The organism is Pandoraea eparura (genome assembly GCF_902459725.1).
Classification (GTDB): Bacteria; Pseudomonadota; Gammaproteobacteria; order Burkholderiales; family Burkholderiaceae; genus Pandoraea; species Pandoraea eparura.
Map to the genome: position 1 here is coordinate 14,660 of NZ_CABPSH010000014.1, position 26,399 is coordinate 41,058.

General features: G+C 64.2%; 17 protein-coding genes. 13 read left to right on the forward strand and 4 right to left on the reverse strand.

The annotated features are described in order from the left end of the window. Positions 1-417 precede the first annotated feature (417 nt). The 6 genes from PEP31012_RS20725 to PEP31012_RS20750 all read left to right on the forward strand — a co-directional run bounded on the left by PEP31012_RS20725 (position 418) and on the right by PEP31012_RS20750 (position 10,701). Complete coding sequence (locus PEP31012_RS20725; protein ID WP_150591188.1) at positions 418-1,425, forward strand: hypothetical protein; 1,008 nt, start codon at positions 418-420, stop codon at positions 1,423-1,425. Between the two features lie 221 nt (positions 1,426-1,646). Beyond that, positions 1,647-5,195: an FtsK/SpoIIIE family DNA translocase gene (locus PEP31012_RS20730; RefSeq protein WP_150591189.1), complete on the forward strand. Its 3,549-nt coding sequence runs from the start codon at positions 1,647-1,649 to the stop codon at positions 5,193-5,195. A gap of 391 nt (positions 5,196-5,586) precedes the next feature. Further along, entirely contained in the window at positions 5,587-6,804 is a 1,218-nt protein-coding gene (locus PEP31012_RS20735; RefSeq protein ID WP_150591190.1) for an ABC transporter substrate-binding protein, read from the forward strand. Positions 6,805-7,033: 229 nt separating this feature from the next. After that, the gene (locus PEP31012_RS20740; RefSeq protein WP_150591191.1) at positions 7,034-7,912 is read left to right on the forward strand and encodes a branched-chain amino acid ABC transporter permease; all 879 of its coding nucleotides are present in this window, start codon (positions 7,034-7,036) and stop codon (positions 7,910-7,912) included. Positions 7,913-7,914: 2 nt separating this feature from the next. After that, positions 7,915-9,903, forward strand: a complete 1,989-nt coding sequence (locus tag PEP31012_RS20745; RefSeq protein WP_425494980.1) for a branched-chain amino acid ABC transporter ATP-binding protein/permease — start codon at positions 7,915-7,917, stop codon at positions 9,901-9,903. A 75-nt stretch (positions 9,904-9,978) separates the two neighbouring features. Next, on the forward strand, positions 9,979-10,701 hold the full coding sequence (locus PEP31012_RS20750) for an ABC transporter ATP-binding protein (RefSeq protein WP_150591192.1): 723 nt from the start codon (positions 9,979-9,981) through the stop codon (positions 10,699-10,701). Positions 10,702-10,721: 20 nt separating this feature from the next. Here PEP31012_RS20750 and PEP31012_RS20755 read toward each other — a convergent pair whose 3' ends face one another. Then, a complete protein-coding gene (locus tag PEP31012_RS20755; protein ID WP_150591193.1) occupies positions 10,722-11,855 on the reverse strand; it encodes an NAD(P)H-dependent flavin oxidoreductase in 1,134 nt (377 codons plus the stop codon). A 393-nt stretch (positions 11,856-12,248) separates the two neighbouring features. Continuing rightward, positions 12,249-13,433: a site-specific integrase gene (locus tag PEP31012_RS20760; RefSeq protein ID WP_246171410.1), complete on the reverse strand. Its 1,185-nt coding sequence runs from the start codon at positions 13,431-13,433 to the stop codon at positions 12,249-12,251. A gap of 114 nt (positions 13,434-13,547) precedes the next feature. Between PEP31012_RS20760 and PEP31012_RS20765 the strand changes: the two genes are divergently transcribed. Continuing rightward, positions 13,548-14,573 carry a DNA-binding protein gene (locus PEP31012_RS20765; RefSeq protein WP_150591194.1) on the forward strand — a complete coding sequence of 342 codons (1,026 nt, stop codon included), beginning with the start codon at positions 13,548-13,550 and terminating at the stop codon, positions 14,571-14,573. 57 nt (positions 14,574-14,630) lie between these two features. On the opposite strand, the gene pdxR is transcribed toward PEP31012_RS20765, so the two are convergent. After that, a complete protein-coding gene (pdxR, locus tag PEP31012_RS20770) occupies positions 14,631-16,172 on the reverse strand; it encodes a MocR-like pyridoxine biosynthesis transcription factor PdxR (RefSeq protein ID WP_150591195.1) in 1,542 nt (513 codons plus the stop codon). Positions 16,173-16,373: 201 nt separating this feature from the next. Between pdxR and PEP31012_RS20775 the strand changes: the two genes are divergently transcribed. Both PEP31012_RS20775 and PEP31012_RS20780 read left to right on the forward strand, forming a co-directional pair. After that, entirely contained in the window at positions 16,374-17,126 is a 753-nt protein-coding gene (locus PEP31012_RS20775; protein WP_150591196.1) for an SDR family oxidoreductase, read from the forward strand. A gap of 38 nt (positions 17,127-17,164) precedes the next feature. Continuing rightward, positions 17,165-17,569: a cupin domain-containing protein gene (locus PEP31012_RS20780; protein WP_150591234.1), complete on the forward strand. Its 405-nt coding sequence runs from the start codon at positions 17,165-17,167 to the stop codon at positions 17,567-17,569. 115 nt (positions 17,570-17,684) lie between these two features. Here the strand turns inward: PEP31012_RS20780 and PEP31012_RS20785 are convergent, their stop codons facing one another. Continuing rightward, positions 17,685-19,808 (reverse strand): putative bifunctional diguanylate cyclase/phosphodiesterase, encoded by a 2,124-nt coding sequence (locus tag PEP31012_RS20785; protein WP_150591197.1) that lies wholly within the window; start codon positions 19,806-19,808, stop codon positions 17,685-17,687. Between the two features lie 778 nt (positions 19,809-20,586). On the opposite strand from PEP31012_RS20785, the gene PEP31012_RS20790 reads away from it, so the two are divergent. From PEP31012_RS20790 to PEP31012_RS20805, 4 genes are all read left to right on the forward strand, one after another. Then, a complete protein-coding gene (locus PEP31012_RS20790) occupies positions 20,587-23,661 on the forward strand; it encodes a transglycosylase domain-containing protein (RefSeq protein ID WP_150591198.1) in 3,075 nt (1,024 codons plus the stop codon). 262 nt (positions 23,662-23,923) lie between these two features. Next, positions 23,924-24,781, forward strand: a complete 858-nt coding sequence (locus PEP31012_RS20795) for a BON domain-containing protein (RefSeq protein WP_150591199.1) — start codon at positions 23,924-23,926, stop codon at positions 24,779-24,781. 231 nt (positions 24,782-25,012) lie between these two features. Further along, positions 25,013-25,375 carry a BON domain-containing protein gene (locus PEP31012_RS20800; RefSeq protein WP_174978346.1) on the forward strand — a complete coding sequence of 121 codons (363 nt, stop codon included), beginning with the start codon at positions 25,013-25,015 and terminating at the stop codon, positions 25,373-25,375. Positions 25,376-25,809: 434 nt separating this feature from the next. Continuing rightward, a complete protein-coding gene (locus tag PEP31012_RS20805; RefSeq protein ID WP_150591201.1) occupies positions 25,810-26,052 on the forward strand; it encodes a ChaB family protein in 243 nt (80 codons plus the stop codon). Positions 26,053-26,399 lie beyond the last annotated feature (347 nt).

The following is a 26,399-nucleotide window of genomic DNA, read 5'->3' on the forward strand; positions in this document are numbered from 1 at the left end:
AGTTGACATTCCGTCGTGCGGATTATTCGTATTTTTCGCAATGCTGTATTGCTCGCCGGATACCCGCATGGCATCCGACAGGCGGTATCTGGTCAGCCGGAAACCCTCGTGAATTGGGCGTTTCCACGTCAAGCACTTTTTTTCAGATTGTCATCAAGACGTAACCCGAAGTAAGAATTCCAATTGGAATAAATCTTGTCCCCGATGAAGTCCGGGTGGCAGAATTTGGGCATCGACGTGGTGGCGCCTCACGTTCCTGCGTCGGCGGGCCGTTTCCGTGTGTAGCGGTTGCGCGGGGGGCGATGCGGCTACCCGCATTAGGCAAACGACAGACACGCGATATGCAACGGGGTTAGGACCGCGCACATTCACGAGATGGGCGTGGCGCAACCGTAAGACCTAACCAGAATAACGACAATGATCTCGACGCTTCTCAAACTCGCTTACCGCTACACCCATTCGGCGAAGTGGCGGCATAACGAACGCCTGTGGCCGCACGCGCACATCGAGCGCGACGCCATGGGGGCCATCGAGCGCTTTACATGGCGCTCGCGTGCGGTGCCACTCGCGCGGCGCGCCGAATTGCAGCGCCTGCGCCGCATGCCTTGTCATCTCATCGCCAGCGGCCCGTCGGTCGCCGATATCGATTACGACGCGTTGCCGATGCATCACGTCATGGGCGTGAACGGGGCGATCGCGCTGACCGACCGTGCGCCGGTCAAATTCAATTTCTACTGCATTCTCGACGCCGGTTTCGTGCGTCAGCGACCGGATCTGGCGCGCCGTGTGGTGGCGCGCGATCTGGTGCTGTTTGTCACACCCGTCGTGCTGGCCCGGTTGCTGGACATGTTCCCCGCGTCGGCGTTCGGTTGCCGTTTCTATCTGGTGGACGACATCTTCAAGCGCGGTCTGGAGGCAGCCCGAACGCCCGAGACCCTGCGCGCAAACCCGCAGGTCGCGGCAAGCGCGGCGTTCCAGGGCGAGCATGGCCATCTGGGTTACAGCTTCGACATCGACAACGGCTTCTTCCACGGCGGCACTGTGGCGTATTTCGCGTTGCAGGTGGCGACGTGGCTCGGTTTCACCGAGTTGTACCTGCACGGGGTGGATCTGCGCGACGCCACGCAGACGCCGCGATTTTACGAGACGATGCAAACGCGTGCGCCGACGCGGCTGGATGCCGAGTTTGCCAGCCTGATCGAGCCGTCGTTCCGTCACGCGGCGGCCGTGTTGCGCGCGCGCGGTGTGCGTGTCGAGAACCTGTCGCGCGACAGCGCACTGGGCGACGATATCTTCGCGAAGGTTGACTGGCGCTCGCTGCGTCGTCGAAGCCTGAGCCTGGTCGTGCCGGACGCGGGGGCGCAGAGCGCCGATCTCGGGGCGACGCCGCCGTGGCACTCGACGGGTACGCACGGTCGCCCGTAGCGGTGGTGATGGCGGTAATGGCGGTGACGGTGGTATCGGCTAATGGTGTTAGCGGTGGTAACGGCTAACGGCTAACGGCGACAATGGCGGTAACGGTGGTAACTGCGGTGATGTGCCGCACTGACGTAAGCCGACGTGCGAAAGTCCTTGCCGAGAGGGCCGCTGCGCGGTGGTCTACCTGCTACAATCGCACTCCGGGTTTTCCTGAAGCATGAGCGATTATGGGGTTTGGCTGGTTCGGACTGTCGACGTTTTGGTTGCTGGCGTTGTGCTGGCCTGGCGTGCGGGGTCTGCTTGGCGGTGAGATACGCATCTTCGGCCCCGGCACCCTTCGTATGTTGCTCGGCATACCGCTCGCGATGGGCTCGAGTGCCACGCTCGCCGCGCTGACGGGCGGCGAGGGCAATACCGCCGGCGGCAGCGTCGGCCAATCCCTGTCTCATGGCTTGCATGTCGCATTGGGCGGTACGCTCGCGATGGGCGTGGCGGGCTTCGTCCTTCTCGTTTCCCTTCCGATGGTTTTCGGCACCACTTGGTGGGGCCTGTTCGCGCGCGGCAAATCGTCCGATGGCGATGCCGACGGCCCCGCTCACGAATCGCGCTTCGAAGGCGCCGCCCGTGAGCCGACGCGAGGTCTGTCGCAAATGTCGTTCGACACGAGCGAGCGTGGCGAGCGCTTCACACCGACGCTCGGTCAGGGGCATCACAATGTCGGCAGCCTGAGGGAAGATGCAATGCCGCGCCGTCGCGGGCTGGCGGCGCAGCCGCGCTGGAAGCTGTCAGATGAGGAGCGCGCGCGACTCGACGCCATGCGACCGCCGCCGTTGACCGTTCGCGGGGCGCCGCGCACCGAGCCGACGTTTGCGAACGGCACGCGAATTCGCCCGGCAGGCAAGGGCGGCTCGGTCGGACGTGGCGGGGCCACCATGGCTGCTGCCGGCGCCCGCGCGACGAGTGCGAGTGCGTCGCCCGCGGCCACTGCGTTAACCGCATTAACTGCATCAACCGCTTCGACCGTATCAATCGCATCAACCGCATCAACCGCGACTATTCAGGCCGCGGGGACCGCTGCGACTACGTCGTCCGTCCGTGCGGCCATACCCGCCGCCCCTGGCATGGCCCCCAAGGTCATGACGCCCGCGACGTCGCCCATGCGTGTCGATCTATCGACGCCGACTCGGACCCCGATGTCGACCTCCACCTCGACCTCGCCCCCCACCTCGACCTCGACGCCGGCCGCGTCAGGATATCGCCGTCCCGTGGGGGTGGCCCCCGCCCATCTGCGCGGCACGATCGTGCATAGCCCATTCCGCAAGCCGCAGCTCGGGCTCGAAGATATGCCGCCGCGAGGCGCACCGGTTGTGGCGCCATCCTCGACGAACGCTGGTGCGCAGACGGTCGCCGGTCCGACGGCCAAGGTCGTGGCGTCGGGCGCTGCTGCTGCTCGCCCGGCTGCGCCGTTGATGCGGGGTGCCGCGTCCTGGTCCGCGACCGACGCGGCCTCACCGCTTTCCTCCACCGTCTCCGAGTTTTCGCCCGTCGATTTGTCGGCGAAAGACGTCGAGGCGCACGCGGCTGAAGCGCCGCAGTCTGAGCCGAGCCAGGAGGTGTTGGCCCAGAAGGAGGTCGCGCGTGCCGCCGAGCAGGCGCGCGTGCAGGCGTTGGCGGTGCTGCGAGACGAGGCACAAGCATTGCTTCGCGACTTGCGTCAATGGACAGCGTCGGACGCGGCAGCGACCGGCAATGCTTCCGCATTGGCATCGGTCTCGCCAGCGACCGCCATGGATATTCAGGAAAGTGTGACCATTGGCGACGCGCACGTGGCCGCGGAAGCGACGACCGTTACGGACCCTATCGAACATATCGAACATATCGAACATATCGAACGCGTTGAACGCGTTGAACCCGTTGAACCCGTTGAACCCGTTGAACCCGTTGAACCCGTTGAACCCGTTGAACCCGTTGAACCCGTTGAAATGCCCGACCCGTCAGCGGCGAGCGCGTCCTCGTCGAAGCCGCACTACGTGTTGCGTGCCGACGGCACTTGGGCGCGTGCCGATGGGGAACCGCTTGCCGACCACACGCGGGTGATGCACGTCGATACCCCCCCGTCGTTGACGGCACCGCTTGGCTCGACGCCTTCGATGCAGTTGCCCACAATCGCCGAGCCCGCGATTCCGGCGTTCGCCGTAACCGCACCTGTCGCCATGCCCAATACGGCCGCGCCGCGTGCCGCCACGTTCTCCGCCGACACCCCCTACGAACCCGCACCGCCGCGCGCTGTCATCGATTACGAACTGCCGTCGCTCGATCTGTTGTCGCCTGCGACGTCGCAAGATCTCGCCAATGTCGTCTCGGACGAGACGCTCGCGGCCGTGAGCCAGTTGATCGAGCAGCGCCTGGCCGAATTCAAGGTGCCGGTCACGGTGGTGGGCGCGTCGGCGGGTCCGGTCATTACGCGCTTCGAAGTCGAGCCGGCGGTCGGGGTGCGCGGTGCGCAGGTCGTCGGTCTCGTGAGGGATCTGGCGCGTGCGTTGGGCGTGACGTCGATCCGCGTGGTCGAGACCATTCCCGGCAAGACGTGCATGGGGCTGGAACTGCCCAACGCCCAGCGACAAATGATTCGCCTGTCCGAAATCCTGACGGCCCCCGTGTTCGACGGCCATCGCTCGCACCTCGCGCTCGCCATGGGCAAGGACATCACGGGGGAGCCCGTCGTCACGGACCTGGCGCGCGCGCCGCACCTGCTGGTGGCGGGCACGACCGGCTCCGGCAAGTCGGTGGCCGTCAACGCGATGATCCTGTCGCTGCTCTATAAGGCGACCCCGGACGACGTGCGCCTCATCATGATCGATCCGAAGATGCTGGAGTTGTCCGTTTATGGCGGCATTCCGCATTTGCTGGCCCCGGTCGTGACCGACATGAAGCAGGCAGCGCATGCCCTGAATTGGTGCGTGGGCGAGATGGAAAAGCGTTACCGGCTGATGTCCGCGCTCGGTGTGCGCAATCTGGCCGGCTACAACGAAAAGATCGACGCCGCACGTGCGGCGGGTGAAAAGGTGCGCAATCCGTTCTCGCTCACCCCCGACGCGCCAGAACCGCTGGATCGCCTGCCGTTTATCGTCGTGATCATCGACGAGCTGGCGGATCTCATGATGGTGGCCGGCAAGAAGATCGAGGAACTGATCGCGCGGCTCGCGCAGAAGGCGCGCGCGGCGGGCATTCACCTGATTCTCGCGACGCAGCGGCCATCGGTCGACGTGATTACAGGGCTCATCAAGGCGAACATCCCGACGCGAGTGGCCTTTCAGGTGTCGTCGAAGATCGACTCGCGCACGATCCTCGACCAGATGGGCGCAGAGTCGTTGCTGGGGCAGGGCGACATGCTGTTCCTGCCGCCGGGCACGGGTTATCCGCAGCGGGTTCACGGCGCGTTCGTCGCCGACGACGAGGTGCATCGTGTCGTCCAGCACTGGCAGCAGTACGGCGAGCCTGACTACGACGACGCGATCCTCGCGGGCGACCCGAGCGACGCGGCATCCGCTGACCTGTTTGGCGAGTCGTCGGGCGATGCGGAGTCCGATCCGCTCTATGACGACGCGGCGGCATTCGTGCTGAATTCCCGTCGTGCGTCGATTTCGGCTGTCCAGCGGCAGCTACGCATCGGCTACAATCGCGCCGCCCGCCTGATCGAACAGATGGAGACGGCCGGCCTCGTCAGTCCGATGGGGCGAAACGGCGCGCGCGAAGTGATTGCACCGGGCGACTAATCGCCATCGCTTACACCTACCTTACGACCCGCTCGCCAAGTCGAACTCTTTGGCACTCCGTGCCGATATCCCGACACGCGCCGCGCTTGGCGCGTACGACCAAATCCCTTGGAAACCCGCGCCAATGGGCGATAGCGGCGCGTAAACCCGCATCTGCGTAGGGGTATTCCCGCCTTTGCCGGCAAAACTCAGCGAACACATAATCGGCGCGCTAGGTTGGTCGTTCAACACGCACCCGTACGGTATCGCCCTGACACGAATGACAAGACCGGGGGGATGCCGCGAGGTGACATGACTCGCGAGTCGCGTGTTCAACGGCAGGGCCTGCGACATCAGGAAATCGCAGCAGAAAAGCGTCATAACGAAACGCATCGCACCGAAGGAGACCCTTATGCAATTCCGATTCAAGGTCATGGCTGGCGCCGTGGCGTTTGCCCTGTCCGCTTCGATGGCCGTGGCGGCCGATCCGATCAAGATTGGCGTTTCCGGCCCGTTTACCGGCGGCTCGTCGTCGATGGGCGTCTCGATGCGCGACGGCGTGCGTCTCGCGGCGTCGGAAATCAACAAGGCGGGCGGCGTGCTGGGCCGTCAGATCGTGCTGGTCGAGCGCGACGAGGAAGCCAAGAACGAGCGCGGCGTGCAAGTCGCGCAGGAACTGATCAACAAGGAAAAGGTGGTCGCCACCGTCGGCTTCATCAATACGGGCGTGGCGCTTGCCTCGCAACGTTTCTATCAGGACGCCAAGATTCCGGTGTTCAACAACGTGGCGACGGGTACGGTCATCACCCAGCAATTCAAACCGCCTCAGTACGCCGATAACTATGTCTTCCGCAACTCGGCCAAGGACAGCATCCAGGCGCCGATGATCGTGGAAGAAGCGATTACGCGCCGTGGCTTCAAGAAGCCGGCGATTCTCGCCGACTCGACCAACTACGGTCAGCTCGGACGCGAGGATCTGGAAAAGGCGCTCGCCGCCAAGGGCATCAAGCCGGTGGCCGAAGAGAAGTTCAACATCAAGGACGTCGACATGACGGCCCAGTTGCTCAAGGCCAAGCAGGCCGGTGCCGACGTGATCCTCACGTACGGCATTGGCCCGGAACTCGCGCAGATCGCCAACGGCATGGCCAAGCTCGGCTGGAAGCTGCCGCTGGTCGGGAGCTGGACGCTCGCGATGGCGAACTACATCGACAACTCGGGCGTGAACGGCGAAGGCGCCCGCATGCCGCAAACGTTCATTCAGGAGCCCAACACGCCCAAGCGCAAGGCCTTCATCGACGCGTACCTGGCCATGTTCAAGCCGAAGAACAACCGCATCGACTCGGCGGTGTCGGCGGCACAGGGCTACGACTCGGTCTACCTGCTGGCTGCGGCCATCAAGCAGGCCGGCAGCACGGACGGCCCGAAGGTGCGCGCTGCACTTGAAGACCTGAAGACGCCGGTCGACGGCGTGGTCACGGCCTACGACCACCCCTTCACGCATGACGACCATGACGCCATCACCGCCAATATCCCGGTGATGGGGGAAGTGAAGGGCGGTCGCGTCGTGTATGCCTACGACAGCGACCTGAAGGCGGGAAGCAAGGTTCGCGAGAAGACGGCATCGCGGTAAGCCACCGATTCCGTCACGTTGCATTTTGGTGGCGTCTTGCCGCCATGACGGGTGACCGACGGCGCGCGCCGCGGGTGTTCCGGCGCCCTGGCAACGGGGTGTCCGGGCACAGTGGGCGCGCCGTCGGCACATCCGGGCCACGCGCCGGCACTCGGGACCGGCGCGCGGCACGCGTCTCGAATACCTCCCGTGCATCGCTCGTAGGCTCGCACTCGCGAGAGAGGACCGCATGACCATCCTGATTCAACTCATCTACAGCGGTATCGCGCTGGGGATGATCTACGCCGTGATCGCCTTCGGTTACCAACTGACGTTCGCGACGTCCGGCACCCTGAATTTCGGGCAAGGCGAAGCGCTGATGCTCGGTGCACTGGTCGGCCTGACGCTGGTCGATACCCTGGGCCTGAACTACTGGCTGATGATTCCCATCGTCTGCCTGTTCGGCCTCGTGCAAGGCGCATTCGTCGAGCGCATTGGCGTGAAGCCCGCCTTGCGAATCAAGTCGGAGTTCGGCTGGATCATGTCCACGATCGCGTTGGGCATCATCTTTCGCAACGTCGCGGAAAACGTCTGGGGACGCGACGACCTGAAATTTCCGTCGCCGCTGCCCGAGTCGCCGATCCACCTGTTCGGCGCGAACGTGCTGCCGATGGAGCTGCTCGTGGTGGTGGGCGCACTGCTCATGATGGCCGCCGTCGAGTTCTTCAACCGGCGCTCGATCTACGGCAAGGCGGTGGTGGCCACGGCCAACGACCGCGACGCCGCGGGACTCATGGGCATCAATACCAGCCTGGTGATCACCTTTTCGTACGCCTTGTCGTCCATGGCCGCGGCCTTTGCGGGCGTGCTCGTCGCCCCGCTGACGCTCACCGGCGCCACGATGGGCGCGGTGCTCGGCCTCAAGGCGTTCGCCGTGGCGATTATCGGCGGGCTATCGAGCGGGATGGGCGTGCTCGTGGGCGGCCTGCTCCTTGGCATTGCGGAGACGACGACCGCGTTCTACATTTCGACCGGCTACAAAGATGTGCCGGGTCTCGTATTGCTGCTGCTCGTGCTGGCCGTGAAGCCGGCGGGCCTGTTCGGCAAGACCGCCATCAAGAAGGTGTAACCATGACCGCACAGACCTCCACCGTGCGCGGGTCCCGCGATCGCGGCGGCCTGCGTGTGACCACGAAGCTGGCTGCCATCGTGGGCATCGTTGCGCTGTTCGGATTCCCGATGGCCATCGGCAATCCGTATTACATCCACATGATCGAGACGATCATGATCTACGCGATCCTGCTCTTCGGGCTGGACATCGTCGTGGGCTACACCGGGCAGGTGTCGCTGGGCCATGCGGGCCTGTTCGGCATCGGTGCCTACGTGGCGGGCGTGTTCTTCACCAAACTCGGGCTCTCGCTCTGGCTGGCGCTTCCCGCCGCGATCCTGATTACGGCCGCGTTCGGCGCGGTACTCGCCTTGCCCGCGCTGCGCGTGATCGGCCCGTATCTGGCGATGGTGACGCTTGCGTTCGGCACCATCATCCAGATTCTCATCAACGAGATGGACTTCCTGACCGACGGGCCAATGGGCATCACGCTCACGAAGCCACTCGTAGGGGGGCATCCGATCGATGAGACCGAGTACTACTGGCTGGTGGCCGCGTTGCTGCTGGCGAGCATGCTTGTGGCGCACCGGATTCTCAAGTCGCATCTCGGGCGCGCCTTCGAGGCGTTGCGCGATTCGCCGGTGGCGTCGGACTGCATGGGCGTGTCCGTGTATCGCTACAAGGTGTACGCGTTCGTGATCAGTGCCGGCTTCGCCGGTCTGGCGGGCAGCCTGTATGCCTACTCGGAGCAGTACATCTCGCCGAATACGTATAACTTCGAGCTGACGATCCTGTTCCTGCTGGCCGTCATCATGGGGGGACGAAAGACGCGCAGCGGCGCGTTGCTCGGGGCTGCGATCATCGTCTTGCTGCCGCAATTGCTGGATGATATCGGCACCTTCCGGATCGTGGCGACGGCCATCGCCGCCGTGACCACGGTCGTGGCGGCGATGGCCGTCGCCCGCGCGCGCACCTCGCTCGCCAAGGCAGTGGTGCCGATCGTCGGCACGGTGGCGCTGGCCGGCGTGACCTGGTGGCGCGACAGCATTACGGACTGGCGCCTGACGATCTTCGGTCTGATGATCCTGTTCGTCGTGTATTACCTCCCGGACGGCATTATCGGCTTCGTGCGCTCGCGCATCCTGCATCGTCACCGCGCGTCGACCGTCTCGGCCACGCAAGTCGACGCGTCGGTCGGCATCGAGCGCGACCCGGTCCTGACGGCGGCGGCGGGCGGTCCGGACGAACTGCTCAATGTGCGTCAGGTGCTCATGCAATTCGACGGCCTGAAAGCGCTCAATCAGGTCGATCTGAGCGTCAAACGGGGCACGATTCACGGGCTGATTGGCCCGAACGGGTCTGGCAAGAGCACGATGATGAACGTGCTCACCGGCATCTACGTGCCGACCGCGGGCAGCATCGAATTTGCCGGTCAGTCGCTGGCCGGGCGCTCGTCGTCGGAAATTGCGCTTGCCGGCGTGGCGCGCACGTTCCAGAACGTGCAGTTGTTCGGTGAGATGACCGCTCTGGAAAACATTCTCGTTGGCTTGCATCACACGTTCGACTCGACGCTGATCGACGTGTCGCTGCGCCTGCCGCGTTACAAGCGCGAGGAGGCGCAAGCGCGCTCACGCGCAATGCGACTGCTCGAGTTCGTCGGCCTGTCGTCGCTGGCTGACGAAGAGGCGCGTAACCTGCCTTACGGCAAGCAACGTCTGCTGGAAATCGCGCGCGCGCTGGCGCTGGATCCGCGACTGCTGCTGCTCGACGAACCGGCTGCCGGTCTGACCGCACCCGACATTCGCGAATTGCTCACGATCATTCGCAAGATTCGCGACCATGGCATCACGGTCATCCTGATCGAGCACCATATGGATGTGGTGATGAGCACGTGTCACACGGTCTCCGTGCTCGACTTCGGGCAGAAGATCGCCGAGGGGCTGCCGGCGCAGATCCAGGCAGATCCGAAGGTGATCGAGGCGTATCTGGGCGGCGCATCGACGGCGCACTGACGACATTCGCGCTTGCGGCGCATGGCGCAGGAGTGCCCGTGTGCGCCGCAGCCACGACGGATAAACGGAACCACTATGCTTTCCATTCGTAATCTGCAAGCCGGCTACGGCAAGGTGCAGGTGCTGCACGGCATCGACATCGATGTACCGAGCGGCCAGGTCGTCACGCTCATCGGATCGAACGGCGCGGGCAAGACGACGACCATGCGTGCCGTATCCGGCATGATCAAGCCGACGGCGGGCGAAATCACGCTCGGCGACAAGCGTATCGACGGACTCGACTCGCATCGCATCGCCAAGCTTGGCCTCGCGCATTCCCCCGAAGGCCGGCGCGTGTTCTCGACCATGTCGGTGATGGACAATCTGCGCCTGGGCGCCTTCCCGCGCCTGACGGGCAGCCGGCCGCGCGGCGATGTAGCGGCTGATCTGGAGCGCGCGATGGATCTCTTCCCGCGCTTGAAGGAGCGGCGCCATCAGTTGTCCGGCACCCTCTCGGGCGGCGAGCAGCAAATGCTCGCCATGGCCCGCGCGGTGATGTTGCGCCCCGACATCGTGCTGCTCGACGAGCCGTCGATGGGGCTGGCGCCGATCCTGGTCGACGAAGTCTTCCGCATCATCAGCAACCTGAAGGCGGAGGGCGTGACGATGCTGCTCGTGGAGCAGTTCGCGGCGGCCGCCCTGGCCGTGGCCGACTACGGCTACGTGCTGGAGAACGGCCAGATTTCCGTGCACGGTCCGGCAGAGAACCTGCGCAACGACGACAAGGTGCGTGCCGCCTACCTGGGCGGCAGTCACTGACGTTCTCGGACTGGCCGTGATCAGGACGTGGCGGCCAGTTCGCGCAGCCCGCTGACCGTCTCGCGTAGTTCTGCGCGCAGTACACCGAGGAGTTCTGCGGCGGGCATGGCACGCGCGAGCGGTGCCGCCTGACCCGCCCACTGGGCGGCATAATCGCTGTTGCCCTTGGCTTTCGCGGCCGCGTTGAGCGCCTTGCCCGCGTCGTACGTCACGGGATAGGCGGGCAGGTCGGGGCGCTCGGCGGGTTGCTCCAGCGCATACAGCCGATTCACGAAGCCGCGCGCCGGACGTCCGGAGATTGCACGAATCAATGCGGTACGCGGCGGGTTGCCGCCGGTCAGCCGCTCGCGATAGGCGGCATCGGCCGACGATTCCGGACACGCGACAAACGCGGTCCCGAGTTGAGCCGCCTGCGCACCGAGCGCGAGGACCGCCGCAATGCCCGCGCCATCCATGATCCCTCCCGCGGCAATCACCGGCACCGACGTGTGCGTCACGGTCAGCCGTACCAGCGCCAGCGTGCCCAGTTGCTCGTCGTCGGTCGGTACGCGGTCGCCAAGGTCTTCGAAGCGCCCACGGTGGCCGCCGGCCTCATACCCTTGCGCGACGATCGCGTCGATCCCCGCCGCCTCGATGGCCCGGGCTTCCGCCAAGTTGGTCGCCGTGGCGAACAGCAGGATGCCCGCGGCGTGCAACGCATCGATCTTGTCCTGCGAGGGCAGCCCGAAATGGAAGCTGACCACGGCCGGCCGTTCTTCCAGCAGCATGGCGAACATGGCGCCGTCAGCCACAAAGCTTTTGTAGATTTCGCTCAGCGTGGCCGGCGGCGCGGCGTCGAAACGCGCGAACTCCGGGGCCAGATAGGCCAGCCAGGCGGCATCGCGCGCGGCATCGAGCGTCGCGGGCGCATGGCAGAACACGTTGACGTTGAACGGCTTGTGGGTCAGGGCGCGCGTATCGTGGATCGCCTTGCGGGCGGCGTCGACAGGCATCGCGGCGACACCGATCGAGCCGAGCCCGCCAGCGTTGGAGACGGCTGCGGCAAGGCCGGGTGTCGACGTGCCGGCCATCGGGGCCTGGATGATGGGCGTCAACAGGCCCAGTCGTTCGACGAGTGCACGATGGCGGGATGGCGAGGCAGGGGAGCTTGGCATGACGATCTGCACCTTAATGGAGTCGTTGGGGGAGCGCACCAGTGGCTGCAAGCGATAGATTCACTATGGCATACGCCTGATGCGACAAAAGATATCACTTAAATGCATCTTTATGTCGGCTACCCCCGGCGTCGGCAGGGGCATCGCATCATGAGGCGGGGCTCAGGTGGTTCAGGTGGTTCAGGTGGTTCAGGTGGTTCAGGTGGCTTGGGTGACTCAATGACTCAATGACTCAATGACTCAATGACTCAATGACTCATTGGCTCATTGGCTCATTGGCTCAGTGGCTCAGTGGCTCAGTGGCTCAGTGGCTCAGTGGCTCAGTGGCTCAGTGGCTCAGTGGCTCAGTGGCTCGGAGGCTCAGGTGTCGCTGAGGTGGTGGTCATGGGGCGCTCAAGCGTCTCGACTCGCGCGCTCGTTGGTGCCTTCGCGTGAGTTGTCGGCCTCGTCGGCGCCCATCAGATCGGCGGCCCGCGAGCGCTGCATGTCGGCCCGTCGGAAGTAGCCGATAACGGTTGCCACGCTTGTGTGTCCCGTCATCGACATGGTCTCCGCCAGCGGCACTTGCTGAAGCGCGGCTTCGGTGACGAAGCCCGCACGCAACGAGTGGGCGGAGAAGTCGCCCTCGAGACCAGCGAGCGTGCATCGCTCGCGCACGATGTCGCGCACGGCGGCCTCTGACAGCGGTTCGCCCACATGCCCGCCGCGTCGAACTCGGCGGAAGATTGCCCCTTGAGCGATACCCGCCGACGTCAGCCAGTCCGTGAGCGCGACGGCCGCCGCCCCCGTGACCGGTTTTTCATTTTCGGGAAGGTCGGCGCCCTGCTGATTGGTCTTCGACCAGCCAAGTGTGTAGACGTAGCGGTCTGGCGCGATGCGCCGGACGTTCTCGCAGGTTGCCCGCACGACTTCCGAGCGTCTGCGCCCGCCGCTCGCCCAGGCGAACAGCAACAGCGCGCGATCGCGCTTGCCTCGCAGGGTGTCGTCGCAGGTCGCCAAAAGCGCGCGCAACGGCTCGCGCGTCAATGCCGCCTTCTTGGCCGCACGAACGCCACGCTTCGCATAGGCGCGACGCGTCTTGGCCAGCAGTTCCCGTATCGCGGGTTCGGCGCACGGATTCGGCAGGTCGCGTGACGTATGCAGCTTGCCGATAACGCTCAGCCGGTGGAGCAGCGTGGCGAGCGCCGGTGGTCCGGGGCGCGCCTTGAGACCCTGCGCGACAAGCGCGGCGTCGACGGCATCGGGCATCTCGGTTCTGAGACCGTGCTTGCCTTGATGCTGCGCATGATCGACCACGAACTGCACGATCACGGCAGGCGGAAGCGGCGCGACGAGCGCCTGCCCATACCGCAGCCGATACCAGCCCATCCAGTAGCGCATCGCCGATTGATAACTCTGCCGCGTGTTCTGCGAGTCACCCTCCCGGGCGAGCGCTTGCGCAGCGTCGTGCGCATCGACGTGGAGCGTAGCGGGATGGCGCGGGGCGGGCAGACCGCTGTTCAGCGCATTTCCCGATGTCGCGGCGGAGGCCGATTCACGGGGCGGCAAGCCTTCGGAGGCAATTTTCTTACCAAACATATGATTTCATATGTAATATGTGTGAAATATAATTTGCGTAATAAATAACTATCGATAATCTTCCATTATCGTGGGTTATTTGGCAATGCCTTCGATATTCAGGAGCGTTCCACGATGACGACGTCCCAACCCATGACATCCCCCATATCCACGCCGCTGCCCCGGCAAGGTGGGCGAGGCATTTCGGAGCACGACGTCTGGATGGCGGCAGATACCTTGCTGATGGCGGGGCAGCGCCCGACCATAGAACGCATTCGTCAGCAGTTGGGTCGTGGCTCGCCCAATACCGTGAGCCCGTATCTGGACGCGTGGTTCGCCGGACTTGGCGCACGTCTGCAGGGCGCACCGGTTGTCGCGCCCAGTTTGCCCGACAGCGTGGCGATGCCGGAATCGGTGGCGCGTGCCGCGCTCGATCTGTGGGCACTGGCGTTGACCGAGGGGCGTGCCGCTCTTGCGGAGGACGAAGCGACGCGGCGCGCGGTGCTGGATGCCCGCGAAGCCGAGCTGGCGTCGGATCGCGAGGCGCTGGAGCAGGCGCGGGCCGTGCTCCACGAGCGCATTGCCGCTGCCGAGACGGCGGCGGCGGACGCTCGCCAGGCGAGGGAGGAAGCGCAGGCGCAGGCACGGCGCGCCGAGGCGTTGCTGATCGAAGCGCAAGCCGATGCGGTGGCGTCGCGACAAGCGCTCTCGGTGGCGCGCGAGCGTACGCAGGCGCTTCAGGAGGAATACGCGGCGCAGCGCACCCATTGGGATGCCGAGCGCACCCGGCTTGGTGAGCGTGCCGAAGCGAACGAGCGCCGCTTGATGCTGGAACTGGACGCCGCGCGCGAGTCGATCAAGTCATTACAACAGGAGCGCAAACAAGTGCAGCGCCAGTTGCTCGATGCTGAGGCGAGTCTGGCGACGCTGACCGAAGCGCAGCACGAGATGCGGGCGGCCAAGGCGTTGCAGGATGCGGTCGTGGCACGTTTGCGCGAGCAGGTCAGCACACAGGAGGCACTGGCGGCAACGTATCAGTCGATGCTGGCGGCACCGGTAGCGTCGTCGCCCGGGCGCGGCAACGTGTCGGCAAGAAAGCGCCGCGTGAGCCATGCGACCGTGCCGGCAACTTCGGTGTTGCGCCGCGCACGTCGGCCTTGATCGGGGAGGGTATCGTATAGGCGATCTGTCACCCTCGACGTATGGCCGATCAACACCTCAGTCGTCCAGGCACGTGCGCAGCGTGCGAGCGAGTCGGGTGGCTTCCTCGGGATCGGTGACGTTCGCGAAGCCAATGACAAGGCCTCGCGGTGTGCGCCGCGCAGGACCGCTCGAGTACCAGGCCGAGAGGGGCAAGACGGCAAGTCCCGCCTTGCCGGCTCGCGCGGCAACGGCGACGTCGTCGACCGGGCCGCTCGGGCCTTCCGGGAATTTCACCGCGAACTGGACGCCGCCGAGCGGCAATTCGAGGATCAGCCGCTCGCCGAATGTCTGCGCCAGCGCTTGTGTGATCAACACGCGGCGCTGCCCGTACAACGTGCGCATTCGCTTCACATGCCGCGCAAAATGTCCCTGCGCCATGAAATCCGCCACGGCAGCCTGCAACAGTGCCGGCGAGCCGGCGTTCATGCTGCACGCCACCCGTCCGACGCGCTCGACCGCGCGCTCCGGCACCACCGCGTAAGCGAGCCGAAGGCCCGGGAACATCAGCTTGCTGAGCGTGCCGCAATAGATCACACGATCATGCCGATCCAGGTGCTTCAACGCCGGTAGTGGCCTGCCCGAATATCGGAACTCGCTGTCGTAATCGTCCTCGATGATCCAGCGAGCCCCTTTTCCCGCCCAATCCAGCAGCGCCAGACGTCTTGTCAGCGACAACGTGTGCCCCAACGGACTCTGGTGCGATGGCGTGACCAGTGCAAAGCGCGCATCTGGATCCAGTTGTATACCGCGCGCGACGTCGATCCCATCTTCGTCCACCGGCACGGGGATGAACGTCATGCCCGATTCGGACAGGAAATTGCGCGCGAGCAGGTAACCGGGGTCTTCGAACCACACGCGATCGTTCGGTTTCGCGAGACTGCGCAACACGAGTTCAAGCGTTGCGCGGTAGCCACCGGTCACGAACACCTGCTCTGGCAGACACGTCACACCGCGCGACAAACCGAGGTAGGTCGCAATGCGTTCGCGAAGCGGCCGGTAGCCCATTGGGTCGGGGCACGCGAGCATCGCGCGATCGCCGCTACGCACATGAAGCGAAACGAGCCGACTCCAAATCTTGCGTGGAAACGCGTCGAGCGCCGGCTGCCCGGGCTGCAACGGCCGCGGCTCGCCGCTCATCGCGACCGTGATGGCCATTGGGTGCGGTGCCGACTGACTCGGTGACGCGTTTGACGATGTTGCCGCGTCGGCGCTTTCTGTACCCGTGCGTTCGTTGTCCGGGGTGCCTTGCGGCTCGGGCTGACCGGCGCCGTGCGGCGAATGTACGATCGACGGCGGCAGCGAGGGGGAAACAAACGTGCCGGCGGCGCCGCGCATCTGCAGGTAGCCCTCGTCGACAAGGATTGTGTAGGCCAATTCGACGGTGCCCCGGGCGGTGCTCAACTGTGCGCAGAGGCTGCGAAGTGCCGGCACACGGTCGCCCGGTCGCAGATGTCCGGCGGCAATCGCCGTCCGGAAGCGTTCGCAAATCTGCAAATAGATCGGCAGCGGTCGATCACGATCTATCCGGATGTCCAGGGCGGGCGTTCGTGCGGTCATGCTTGTCTCGTGGATGGGGTGGGGCCAAGCCCCCTTGGACTCGTCATATGGACTAGTCATATCGATGATTTTTGGCCCTTATTGTTGCGACATGATTGTTACATACTGATCTTAGGCAGTGCCATGGCGAGGATGCTTCCACGCGATGCCAGGCTCAGTACGCGTCTCGCGCGTTCAGTTACCCCCTTTGGAGAATCTGCCATGAAAATCGTGGTAATCGGTGGTTCGGGCCTGATCGGCTCACGTCTCGTCACCCTGCTCAGCCAGGCCGGCCATCAGACACTCGCCGCGTCCCCGCGCACCGGCGTCAACTCCGTGACCGGTGAAGGTCTGGATGCCGCGCTCGTCGGCGCGGACGTCGTCGTGGATGTCACGAACGCACCGTCATGGGAACCGCAAGCGGTGCTCGACTTCTTCCGTACCTCGGCGCGCAATCTCGGCAAGGCCGAGGTGGCTGCGGGTGTGCGCCATCATGTCGCGCTGTCGATTGTCGGCACCGACCGCATGCCGGAGAACGCCTATTTCGCCGCCAAGGTCGCGCAGGAAGCGGCCATCGAAGCCGCCGGCGTGCCATACACGATCGTGCGAGCCACGCAGTTCATGGAATTCATCGGCGGCATTGCGGATTTCAGCACGGACGGTGGCAACGTGCGCGTCGGCGACGGACTGTTCCAGCCGATCGCCGTGGACGACATCGTGGATATCCTCTCGCAGGTCGCGCTCGCGGCGCCGCTGAACGCGACGATGGATATTGCTGGTCCGGACCGTGCATCTCTCGCGCAGATCATTTCGCGCTATCTGAGCGCGAAGGGCGATGCCCGCCCCGTGGTGACGGATCGCAATGCGCGGTATTACGGCGGCGTCGTCGAGGAACGGTCGCTTGTCCCGCTCGGCGACGCGCGGGTCGGCCGTATCGGTCTCGACCAGTGGCTCGCCCAAACGAGCCAAGGCTGACAGTTCGGGCCGGCCATGGCCCCTGATGGAGTGAAGTGATGAAACGGATGGTTTTCTTCGGCGCCGCACTGATGTGCCTGTGCCTGACGATTGCGGGCCCGGTCACGGCCGCGCCCGAGGCGCACGTGACGCCGCTGAGCTCGACGCCTTTGCCGGAATATCCGGGCAAGGAAGTTCAGATGATCGTTGTTGAGTATCCGCCCGGAGCGGTCGATCCCGTGCACCGTCACGACGCGCAGGCTTTCGTGTATGTGCTCGAGGGCAGCATCGTTATGGGCGTCAAGGGCGGCAAAACGGTGACCCTGAAGGCAGGGGATACCTTTCACGAGGGCCCCAACGACATTCATACTGTCGGGCGAAATGCCAGTGCCACGAAGCCTGCCAAGTTTGTCGTGTTCCTGATCAAGAAACAGGGTGCACCGATCCTGATCCCGGTGAAGTAGATCCGTCGTCAGAGCAGGCACCGGTAACGCCGGTGCCGTCGCTTCGGGGTGTTGCGGCTTCCCCGGGGCGGGCACGGGCGCAAGTCGTTCATGCCGCGTATGCCGCTTATGCCACTCAAGCCATTGCCGCCGTCGCGCCTGGCGCGCTCGGCAGCGCCGACAGCAGTCGGGCGAAGGCATCGCCCGTGAGGGGCTTGCCCAGCAGGAAGCCTTGCAACTCGTCGCAATCGAGGGTCTTGAGTGCCTCGCGCTGCGACGCCGTCTCGACCCCTTCGGCCACCACATCCATGTCCAGCGAATGCGCCAGGGCAATGATGGCTGAGACGACGGCGCTGCCCTCGCGGCCACAGGTGTCCAGCCCGCTCGTGAAAAAGCGATCCATCTTCAATTGTTTGACGCGAAAGCGCTGCAAGTAAGCCAGGCTTGAATAGCCCGTGCCGAAATCGTCGATGGCGACTTCGAACCCCTTCTCCTGGAAGGCACGGATGACGTCGATCGTATGCTGCGCATCGAACATCGCGACCGTCTCGGTGATCTCGAACATGAGCCGGTCGCACGCGATGCCCGCCTCGCGCACGATCTCCACGATGTTCTCCACCAGTTGCGACTGCGCCATCTGACGCGGCGACAGGTTGATCGCGACCTTGACCGGCGGCAGGCCCGCGGCGTCCCATGCCTGGATCTGCTGGCAGGTGGCTCGCACAACCCAATACCCGATCGGCACGATCTGGCCGGTGCGCTCGGCGACCGGGATGAAATCGGCCGGTTGCAGTTCGCCGAACGTGGGATGGGACAGTCGCAGCAATGCCTCGGCTCCCGCCAGCGCCTCGGTGTCGCCGCGGTACTTCGGCTGGAAGTGCAGCGAAAAATATTGCTCGTGCTCCGCGTCGTGCAGCGCCTGCTGGATCTCCCAGGTCCGCTGGGCGGCGGCGTTCATGCCGGGCTCGAAGTAGCGGAAAATGCCACGGCCGGCACGTTTGGCTTCGTACATGGCCGTGTCGGCGTGCTTGAGCAGCATGTCGATGGTGTCGCCATCGTCCGGGAACAGGGCCACGCCGATACTGGGCATGACGTGCAGCGACTGATTGCCCACGCGCAGCCCGTCGCGCATGTCGTCGAGCAGGCGTTGCGCCACGCGCCCGGCAACGGCCGGCGATGACAGGGAGCCCAGCAACACCACAAACTCGTCGCCGCCCAGCCGGGCGACCACGTCATCGCCGTTGACGTTCTTGCGAAGGCGTTTGGCGAACGCGCGCAATACGTCGTCGCCTACGTTGTGTCCGAGCGAGTCGTTGATGGTCTTGAAGCCGTCCAGATCCATGAACAGCACCGCGAAACGGCGCTGGTCGCGACGCGAGTTCACGAGCATGCGGGCGGCGGCGTCATGCAGTGCGCGACGATTCGGCAGATCGGTCAGCGCATCGTAGGTCGCCATGCGGGCGATCTGGGAGTTCAGTTGCAGGACGGAATTGGCGAGGAAACTGGTGCGGGCGTCCAGACGCGAGACGAGCAGGGTGGTGACGAGCATCAGGAAGGTAAACAGGCTGACGGTCGTCACCAGCCATTGGGAACTCACCCCACCGGCCGCGCCACAGATGGCGCCCATCGCGAAGGTGGCCGCCGACATGCCGGTGTAGTGCATGGCGGTGATCGCCAGCCCCATGACCCCCGCGGCGCCAACGCGCTTGGCCATGACATAGCGCAGGCTGCCATCGCGCAGCGTGCGCGCAATCCACAGCGCCGCCGTGGCGGCGGCAATCGCGATCAGGATCGACGCGGCAAAGCGCCCCGGGTCATATGCGATGCCCGGCGTCATCTTCATGGCCGCCATGCCCGTGTAGTGCATGGCCGCGATCCCGAGGCCCAACGTGACACCGGCGGTGACCAGCCGTCGCTTGGTGAAGTGTTCGCGTGCGATCTGCCAGAGCGCCGCCCACGAGATGGCGACGGCAATGCCGAGCGAGGCCGCCGTGATGGCGGGGTCGTAGCCAAGCGCGAGGGTGAGGCGCGATCCCAGCGGCGACCCGATGGGCGAGAGCGACAGCGCCAGCATGCCAATGAAGTGCATCGACCAGATACCGATGCCCATTGCGGCAGCGCCCACGGCGAGCCACGCATGGCGCATGCCACGGTGAGTCAGGAGATAGATGCGACCCGATAGGTCAAGCGCCGTGTACGACGCGAGCACGGCAACTGCGAGCGAGAGTGCAACGAGCCAACCACTGTACGAACTGGACATATGAAAACCGACCGAAAAGTCCTGCTTAACTGGTTATCGGCATGGGCGACCGATAGTTGAGGGTCGCGTAAGCATTTTTCCGACAGCGCGCCGCGGATTCGGTCCGGCAGCGTGAAAGGGGGAATTCGCCGATGTTTGTGCGCGTCGCGCCGATGCTCGACACTGCCGATGCCATAGGGAATTATCCGTTCATACCCGCCTGGGCCCCGTGCCGCGGGCGACGATCCTGCATGTGGCGCCACGCGAAGCACCGTGTATCACCTCGCATCACGTTTGGCCGGCCAACCCCGTCAGGAACAGGAAGTCTCGGACATGACGCGCAATGGAAGTCGTGTGCCAGCGGGCGGCACAATACGGCAGCCCGCAATTTTGCCTGATTTCCGCGGGATTTCCTCGCATTTTGTCGATCTTGGTAGCCAAATGCCTCGCCGGCGTGGTGAAAAGCGCCGGCGTAGGGGGCGGTTGCCGATGGTGCGTGGAATGGCTGCGGCATTGCACGAACAAGGAGCGGGTCATGCTATGCCGATCAGGTCGAACGCGATTACGAGGTGTTCCGCAAGGCGTGCCGTGATGGACGTCTCGAAGCACGCACCGATGCCGACATGGCCGCCGATTTCATCGCATGAGTCGAACGCAGACGGTGCACGCTTCCCCCAATGCATCGGCGATCGGGCGTGACTAAACTAGTAGTCAGAAGCGCGAATTCACAAGCGCGACATTAGGCACGCTGGGCGTCTACCGCCATGCCGCTTGCATGCTGGCGTCCTCTGGAACTGACATGAACCGCCCGGCCGGCAATTCGACGTTGCGCGCAGTAGCGACGAAGCCGTTTGGCATACGTCTGAAATGGCTTCTCTTTGTCGCGCTCGCGTCTCTGTGTGCCATCGGGGTCTATTTCCTGGCGCGCGAGATGCAGACTTCGCGCCTGCAGGCGAAGTACTTTGCGGCGATTGACCGCCAGGTTTCCTTCAGTGTTGTGCAAGGCCCGAGCGACACCATCCGCTTCCCGTCTCACGGCGGACCCTACGATCTGCGCATGGGCTATGAGCGACTCCCCGAGCTTACGGCTCGCCTCGCCGCACGAGGCTTCGTCGTCACGGCACAGGCGCGCGACTCTGCCACGATGGCCCGCATCGCAGACCAGGGATTCTTCATCCCCTACGAGGAAAAGGCCCAAGCCGGCCTTCAGCTCTTCGACGCGAGTGGGGCGCCGCTTTACAGGGTGCGCTATCCGTCGAGCACCTACGTCAATTTCGACGCGGTACCGCCGGTGGTTGCCGATGCGCTGAGCTTCATCGAAGACCGGTCACTGCTCGATGCCACTGAACCGTATCTCAACCCCGCGATCAACTGGAAGCGGTTCTCGCTCGCCGTCATCGATCTGGCACTCAAACACGTGCTCCATCACCATGCGATGCCCGGCGGCAGCACGCTCGCCACCCAGATCGAGAAATATCGTCACTCGCCCGGGGGGCGTACCGTCAACCCGCCCGAGAAGCTGCGGCAGATGGTCTCGGCAACGTTGCGCGCCTATCTCGGCGGTGAACGAACGCTCCCGGCACGCCGCAGGATCCTCGTCGCGTACCTGAATACGGAGCCGCTGGGTGCGCAGCCCGGCATAGGCGAGATCGAAGGCATTGGCGATGGGCTCGCGGCCTGGTACGGCCGCGACTTCGACGAGGTTAACCGTCTGCTTGCAGCGCTCGACACGGGCGCTCGAGGTCAAACCGCGTCGCGCGTCACCGGCGGACTCACCCACGAAGCGCTCGCATTCAAGCAGGTGCTCTCACTCCTGATCGCGCAGCGCGCACCCTCGTATTTCCTGACACAGGACAATGCAGCGCTCGAGACGCTGACGAACAGTTACCTGCGGCTGCTTGCGGACAACCACGTCATCTCCTCGCGGCTGCGCGACGCCGCGCTTGGTCAGCCGCTGCAGGTACGGCACGGTCTGGCTGCCGCGCCGGCAATCCCGTTTGTCAAACGTAAGGCAATTTCGGTATTGCGCGCGCATTTGCTGGAGACACTCGGCCTCAAAAATACCTACGCGCTCGATCACCTCGACCTCACTGCCAGCTCGACACTCGCCGAAGCGCTCGAGCAAGCCGTCAGCAAGCAGCTTGCGCGTGCACAAACAGTGGCTGGCGCGCAGCAGGCCGGCCTCTATGGCTTCGAGATGCTTCGCCCCGGCGACGATCCTGCGAAGATCGCCTTCAGCTTCTCGCTCTATGAGCGCCGCCGCGGTGAGAATGTGCTGCGGGTGCAAACCGACACCGTGAACGAACCGTTCGACATCAACCAGGGTGCGCGCCTCAATCTCGGCTCGACCGCGAAGCTTCGCACCCTCGTCCTGTATCTGCAGATCGTCTCCGATCTCCACGCGCACTATGCTTCGCTCACACCGCCCGAACTTGCGCGCGTGAAGCCCGACGCGCTCGACGCACTGACATCGTGGGCGCTCAACTATCTTGCGCACACGACCGACCACTCGTTGCCAGCGATGCTGGACGCCGCCGTCGAACGCAAGTACTCGGCCAATCCCGGGGAAGTTTTCCACACCGGCAGCGGCGAACAGGCGTTCTCGAACTTCGAGCCCGCCGACAACGGCCGCATCCTGAGCGTGCATGAAGCGTTCCGGCGCTCGGTCAACCTTGTGTTCGTGAGGCTGATGCGCGACATCGTCCACTACGAGATGGTCAGGCAGGCGGGGCCGTCGGTGCACTGGCTCACGGATCCGGCGCTGCGGCAGCAGTATCTGACACGCTTTGCCGACGACGAGAGCCTGACCTTCCTCGACCGCTTCAACAAAAGGTATGCGGGGCTTGCGGCCGACCAGGCGGTGGCGAAACTTGTCGCGGGGATGCCCAGGTCGCCGGTGAGGCTCGCCGCGGCCCTGCGCAGTGTGGCGCCCGAGGCCTCGCTGGCCTGGTTCGAGGGCCAGATGCGCGCGGCGCTCAAGGGGACGCCAGCGGCCTTGATGCGTGCGGATGACATGGCGGGGCTATACGCAAAGTATGGCCCCGACAAGTTCGACCTCAACGACCGCGCCTATCTCGCGCGCGTTCATCCGATCGAACTCTGGCTTCTCGCCTACCTTCGCGCCCATCCGAATGCCACCGAGAGCGAATTGCGAGACGCGAGCCGGGAGGTGCGTCTCCAATCGTATTCGTGGCTCTTCAAGACGCGCTTCCATGCTACCCAGGACCGCCGGATCCGGGAGACGATCGAGCGTCAGGCCTACGTCCCCATCGTGCGCGCGTGGCGCTCGCTCGGCTATCCATTCAAGACCATCACGCCGTCCTACGGGTGCGCCATCGGCGCCGCGGGCGACCGGCCAGCCGCGCTCGCGACACTCATGGGCATCATCGCCAACGACGGCCGACAGGTGCAGGAGGAAAGCCTGAGTTCGCTCACGTTCGCGGCCGCCACGCCTTATGAGACGCATTTTGCCCACGCATTTGACGCGGGGCAGGTAGCGATCGTGCCCGCAATCGTCGACGTCGTCCGGGGGCTGCTGCGTGAGGTTGTGACGGGGGGCACTGGCAAGCGCCTCGCCGACGGCCTGCCGCTCGGTCAGGGCCGCACGCTAGAAGTGTCCGGCAAGACCGGCACCGGCGATCAGCGTTTCAACGTCTATGCGCGCGGCGCCAGGCTCATCGAATCTCGCAAGGTCAACCGCACGGCGACATTCGTGTTCATGATCGGAAACCGCTTCTACGGCGTGTTGAGCGCCTATGTGCACGAGCCCTACGCGACACGCTACACCTACACCAGCGCGATGGCCGTCCAGCTCCTGAAGTCCCTGGGACCGACACTCGCGCCGCTCGTCGGCAAGACAGCGTCGAGGCGGTGAACCGCGGGCAGCATCGACAACAACAGAGTCGTAGGAATTGTCCGATGGCACTTGGCGTATTAGATAGTTTTCCGCCCACTTCGATCTTGTGGAATTGGTTCAAAAAAATAATGCAAGCATATGATTTAATTGAAAGTAATATCAATTTATGCGGTGAAAGTAATGGCATTTCATCGACTGCCAGTGTCCACCTACACATCTTTCGGACTCCGCCGATTCGCCGAATGACATTGGCTATTTACAATCGGTATCAACAGGTCAGGTGCCAGTTGGCAAAGCACGGACTGCCATACAGGAGGTTGTTATGGCGAAGCACATTCCCTCATTACCGGCGGTGTTCACGCAGAACAAGACGTCCTGCGTGCCAAGGTCGGATGCGCCCTACGCGTTGACGCACGAGGATGGCGACGATGAGACGACCGGTGCATCGACGCCCATGGACGAACGTCCAGCGCCGGCACCATCGCACGAAGCCAGGCAGTCGGCCGCTCGTGAAGCGCAGGCGGCACGTGCGTCGGAACAGTGTGATCCCGCCTGGATCGGTGCCTCCGCCGAGAAGCAAGGAACCATGAACCCGTCGAGAAAGGGCGCAGTGGGAGGGCACGGGTATGCCCCTGACATTGCTCATGGCGAGGAAAGCGGTTATGGACCCGCCAATACTGTGCCGGGCGTGCATCCTCGATTCGGCCGTCAAAGTGGATACGGCCCGCATGACGATTATGTCGGCACCGGCCGAAATACCGCGGGCGCTCGCCCACTCGCGTCCAGACCGCCGTCGTCGCAAAGGGTGGAATGGCCGGATGGAACGGTGGAGGCGGACGCGGCACCGAGGCACGACATCACGTCCGTGGCGCAACGGTCGGGCGATGAGGCTTTGCGAGACGATATTCATAGGATGCTGGCTGCCGTGCTCGACCTTGATATTTCGCATATCGACATTACGGTGACGGCGGGACAGGTGTTGCTTACCGGCGATGTGCCGGAGCGCTGGATGCAGCATGAGGTGCAAGCCATCGTGTCGAAATCGCCGGGGGTGATCGGCGTAGACAACCGCCTGCACGAACGACGCGCGCAGTCGATGAGTCGTCCGGGAGAAAGCCAGGAAGGTCACAAGATCTGACGCTGACCGGGGCGACAGCGCCACACAAATCCGCCAGGCATGCAGACATGCACTTCACACGGAAGTCCGCGGTATGCCTGTGACGGGGCAAGTCCCTACCGTATCTCGATGCGCGGGAAGGTTTCACCTAACACTCGGTCGCCGCAGGGGTGCCGCACGCAACGCGTGCGGGGGGTGACGCCCAAGGCAGTAATGCCTTCGGTGCGACGACTCAACTTCGGGAGGTCAACCATGAAACAAGCCAATCTGCTCAAATTCATCATGGCCGGTGCACTCGCTACGACCGGTATCGCTGCGCATGCCCTCGATCAGGGCGGGATCATCAAGATCGCGGATAACCGTAGCGCCAGTAGCGTCATGAGCGACGCCGGGCGCAAGATCGACGATTCGGCGCTTACCGCCAAGGTCAAGGCCGAATTGCTCGCCAAGAAGGACGTGCCGTCGACCAAGGTGCATGTCACGACGCGTCACGGCGTGGTGCATCTGACCGGTTCGGTGCCGCAGTCGGCCCAACGCACGCTCGTTGTGGACACGGTCAAGGGCGTTGACGGCGTTGTCGACGTGAAGAATGACATCAAGGTCATGGGCAAGTAACGCGATGCTTTCCCTGTCGAGGCGCGTGCCTTCGCGCCTCGGCATCACCGAGCAACGGAGGCCATCATGATCAGGCAAACGGTTCGAGGATCGTCTATCCGGTTTGACGTCCTGTGAGGTCTTGCTTATGTCCAATCAAATCGAGATCTGCCGGCTGCCACGAAGATCACGCCCGTACGCGCATTTGCCTGAGCCTTACGATCCAGGCAAGCCGCCCGGGACGCCGCCGCCGATCACGCCGCCCGACGAGGGCGAACCGGCGCCGATGCCTCCTCCCGACAGACCGCTCGATCCCCCCGTGGAGGAGCCACCACTGCGGCCGCCCGGTAAATACGCCTGCGTCGGGCGACCCGGTTAGCTGACAATGACGGCACACGTAGCGAATCAACCGTGTAGGCGTGCAGTGGCGCGCAAGTACCGTCGGGAGGGAAATCATGCCATATCGTCAGATCGAGGATTTGCCGGCGAGTGTCAAGGGGCACCTGCCGGTGCATGCGCAGGAGATTTACCTCAAGGCGTTCAATGCCGCCTGGGACGAGTACCGCGACCCCGGCGAGCGGCGCGCTCACGAATCGCGCGAAGCCACGGCCCATAAAGTGGCATGGGCTGCGGTGAAGACAACCTATGTAAAGGACGAAATGTCCGGTCAGTGGCGTGTGAAGGCGCATCGCCAGTGATCCAACGTTCGGGGCTGTAGCGTTGATGTGAGCGTTACGGCGACATCGGCGACATCGGTGGCATCGGTGGCATCGGCCGCACCGCGACGCATGGACACCGCTGCCCGAAGACCCCGAGTGCGATTGCCATCGGTTTACGCGACTTTAGGGCAATCGCCGTTTGCCGGCCCATCTCATGGGCCGGCTTTTTATGCGAGCACCCCAAACGCCGCACGCCGAAGCGGATCGATCCGAAGGCGCGGCCGTGCGCGACACCGCACGCCTATTGCAATGCAACGTAAGGTCAGTCGAATTTCATTAATTTCATTGCATTGATGACGTTTTCGCAATGTTGCGTTGCGGCGCGC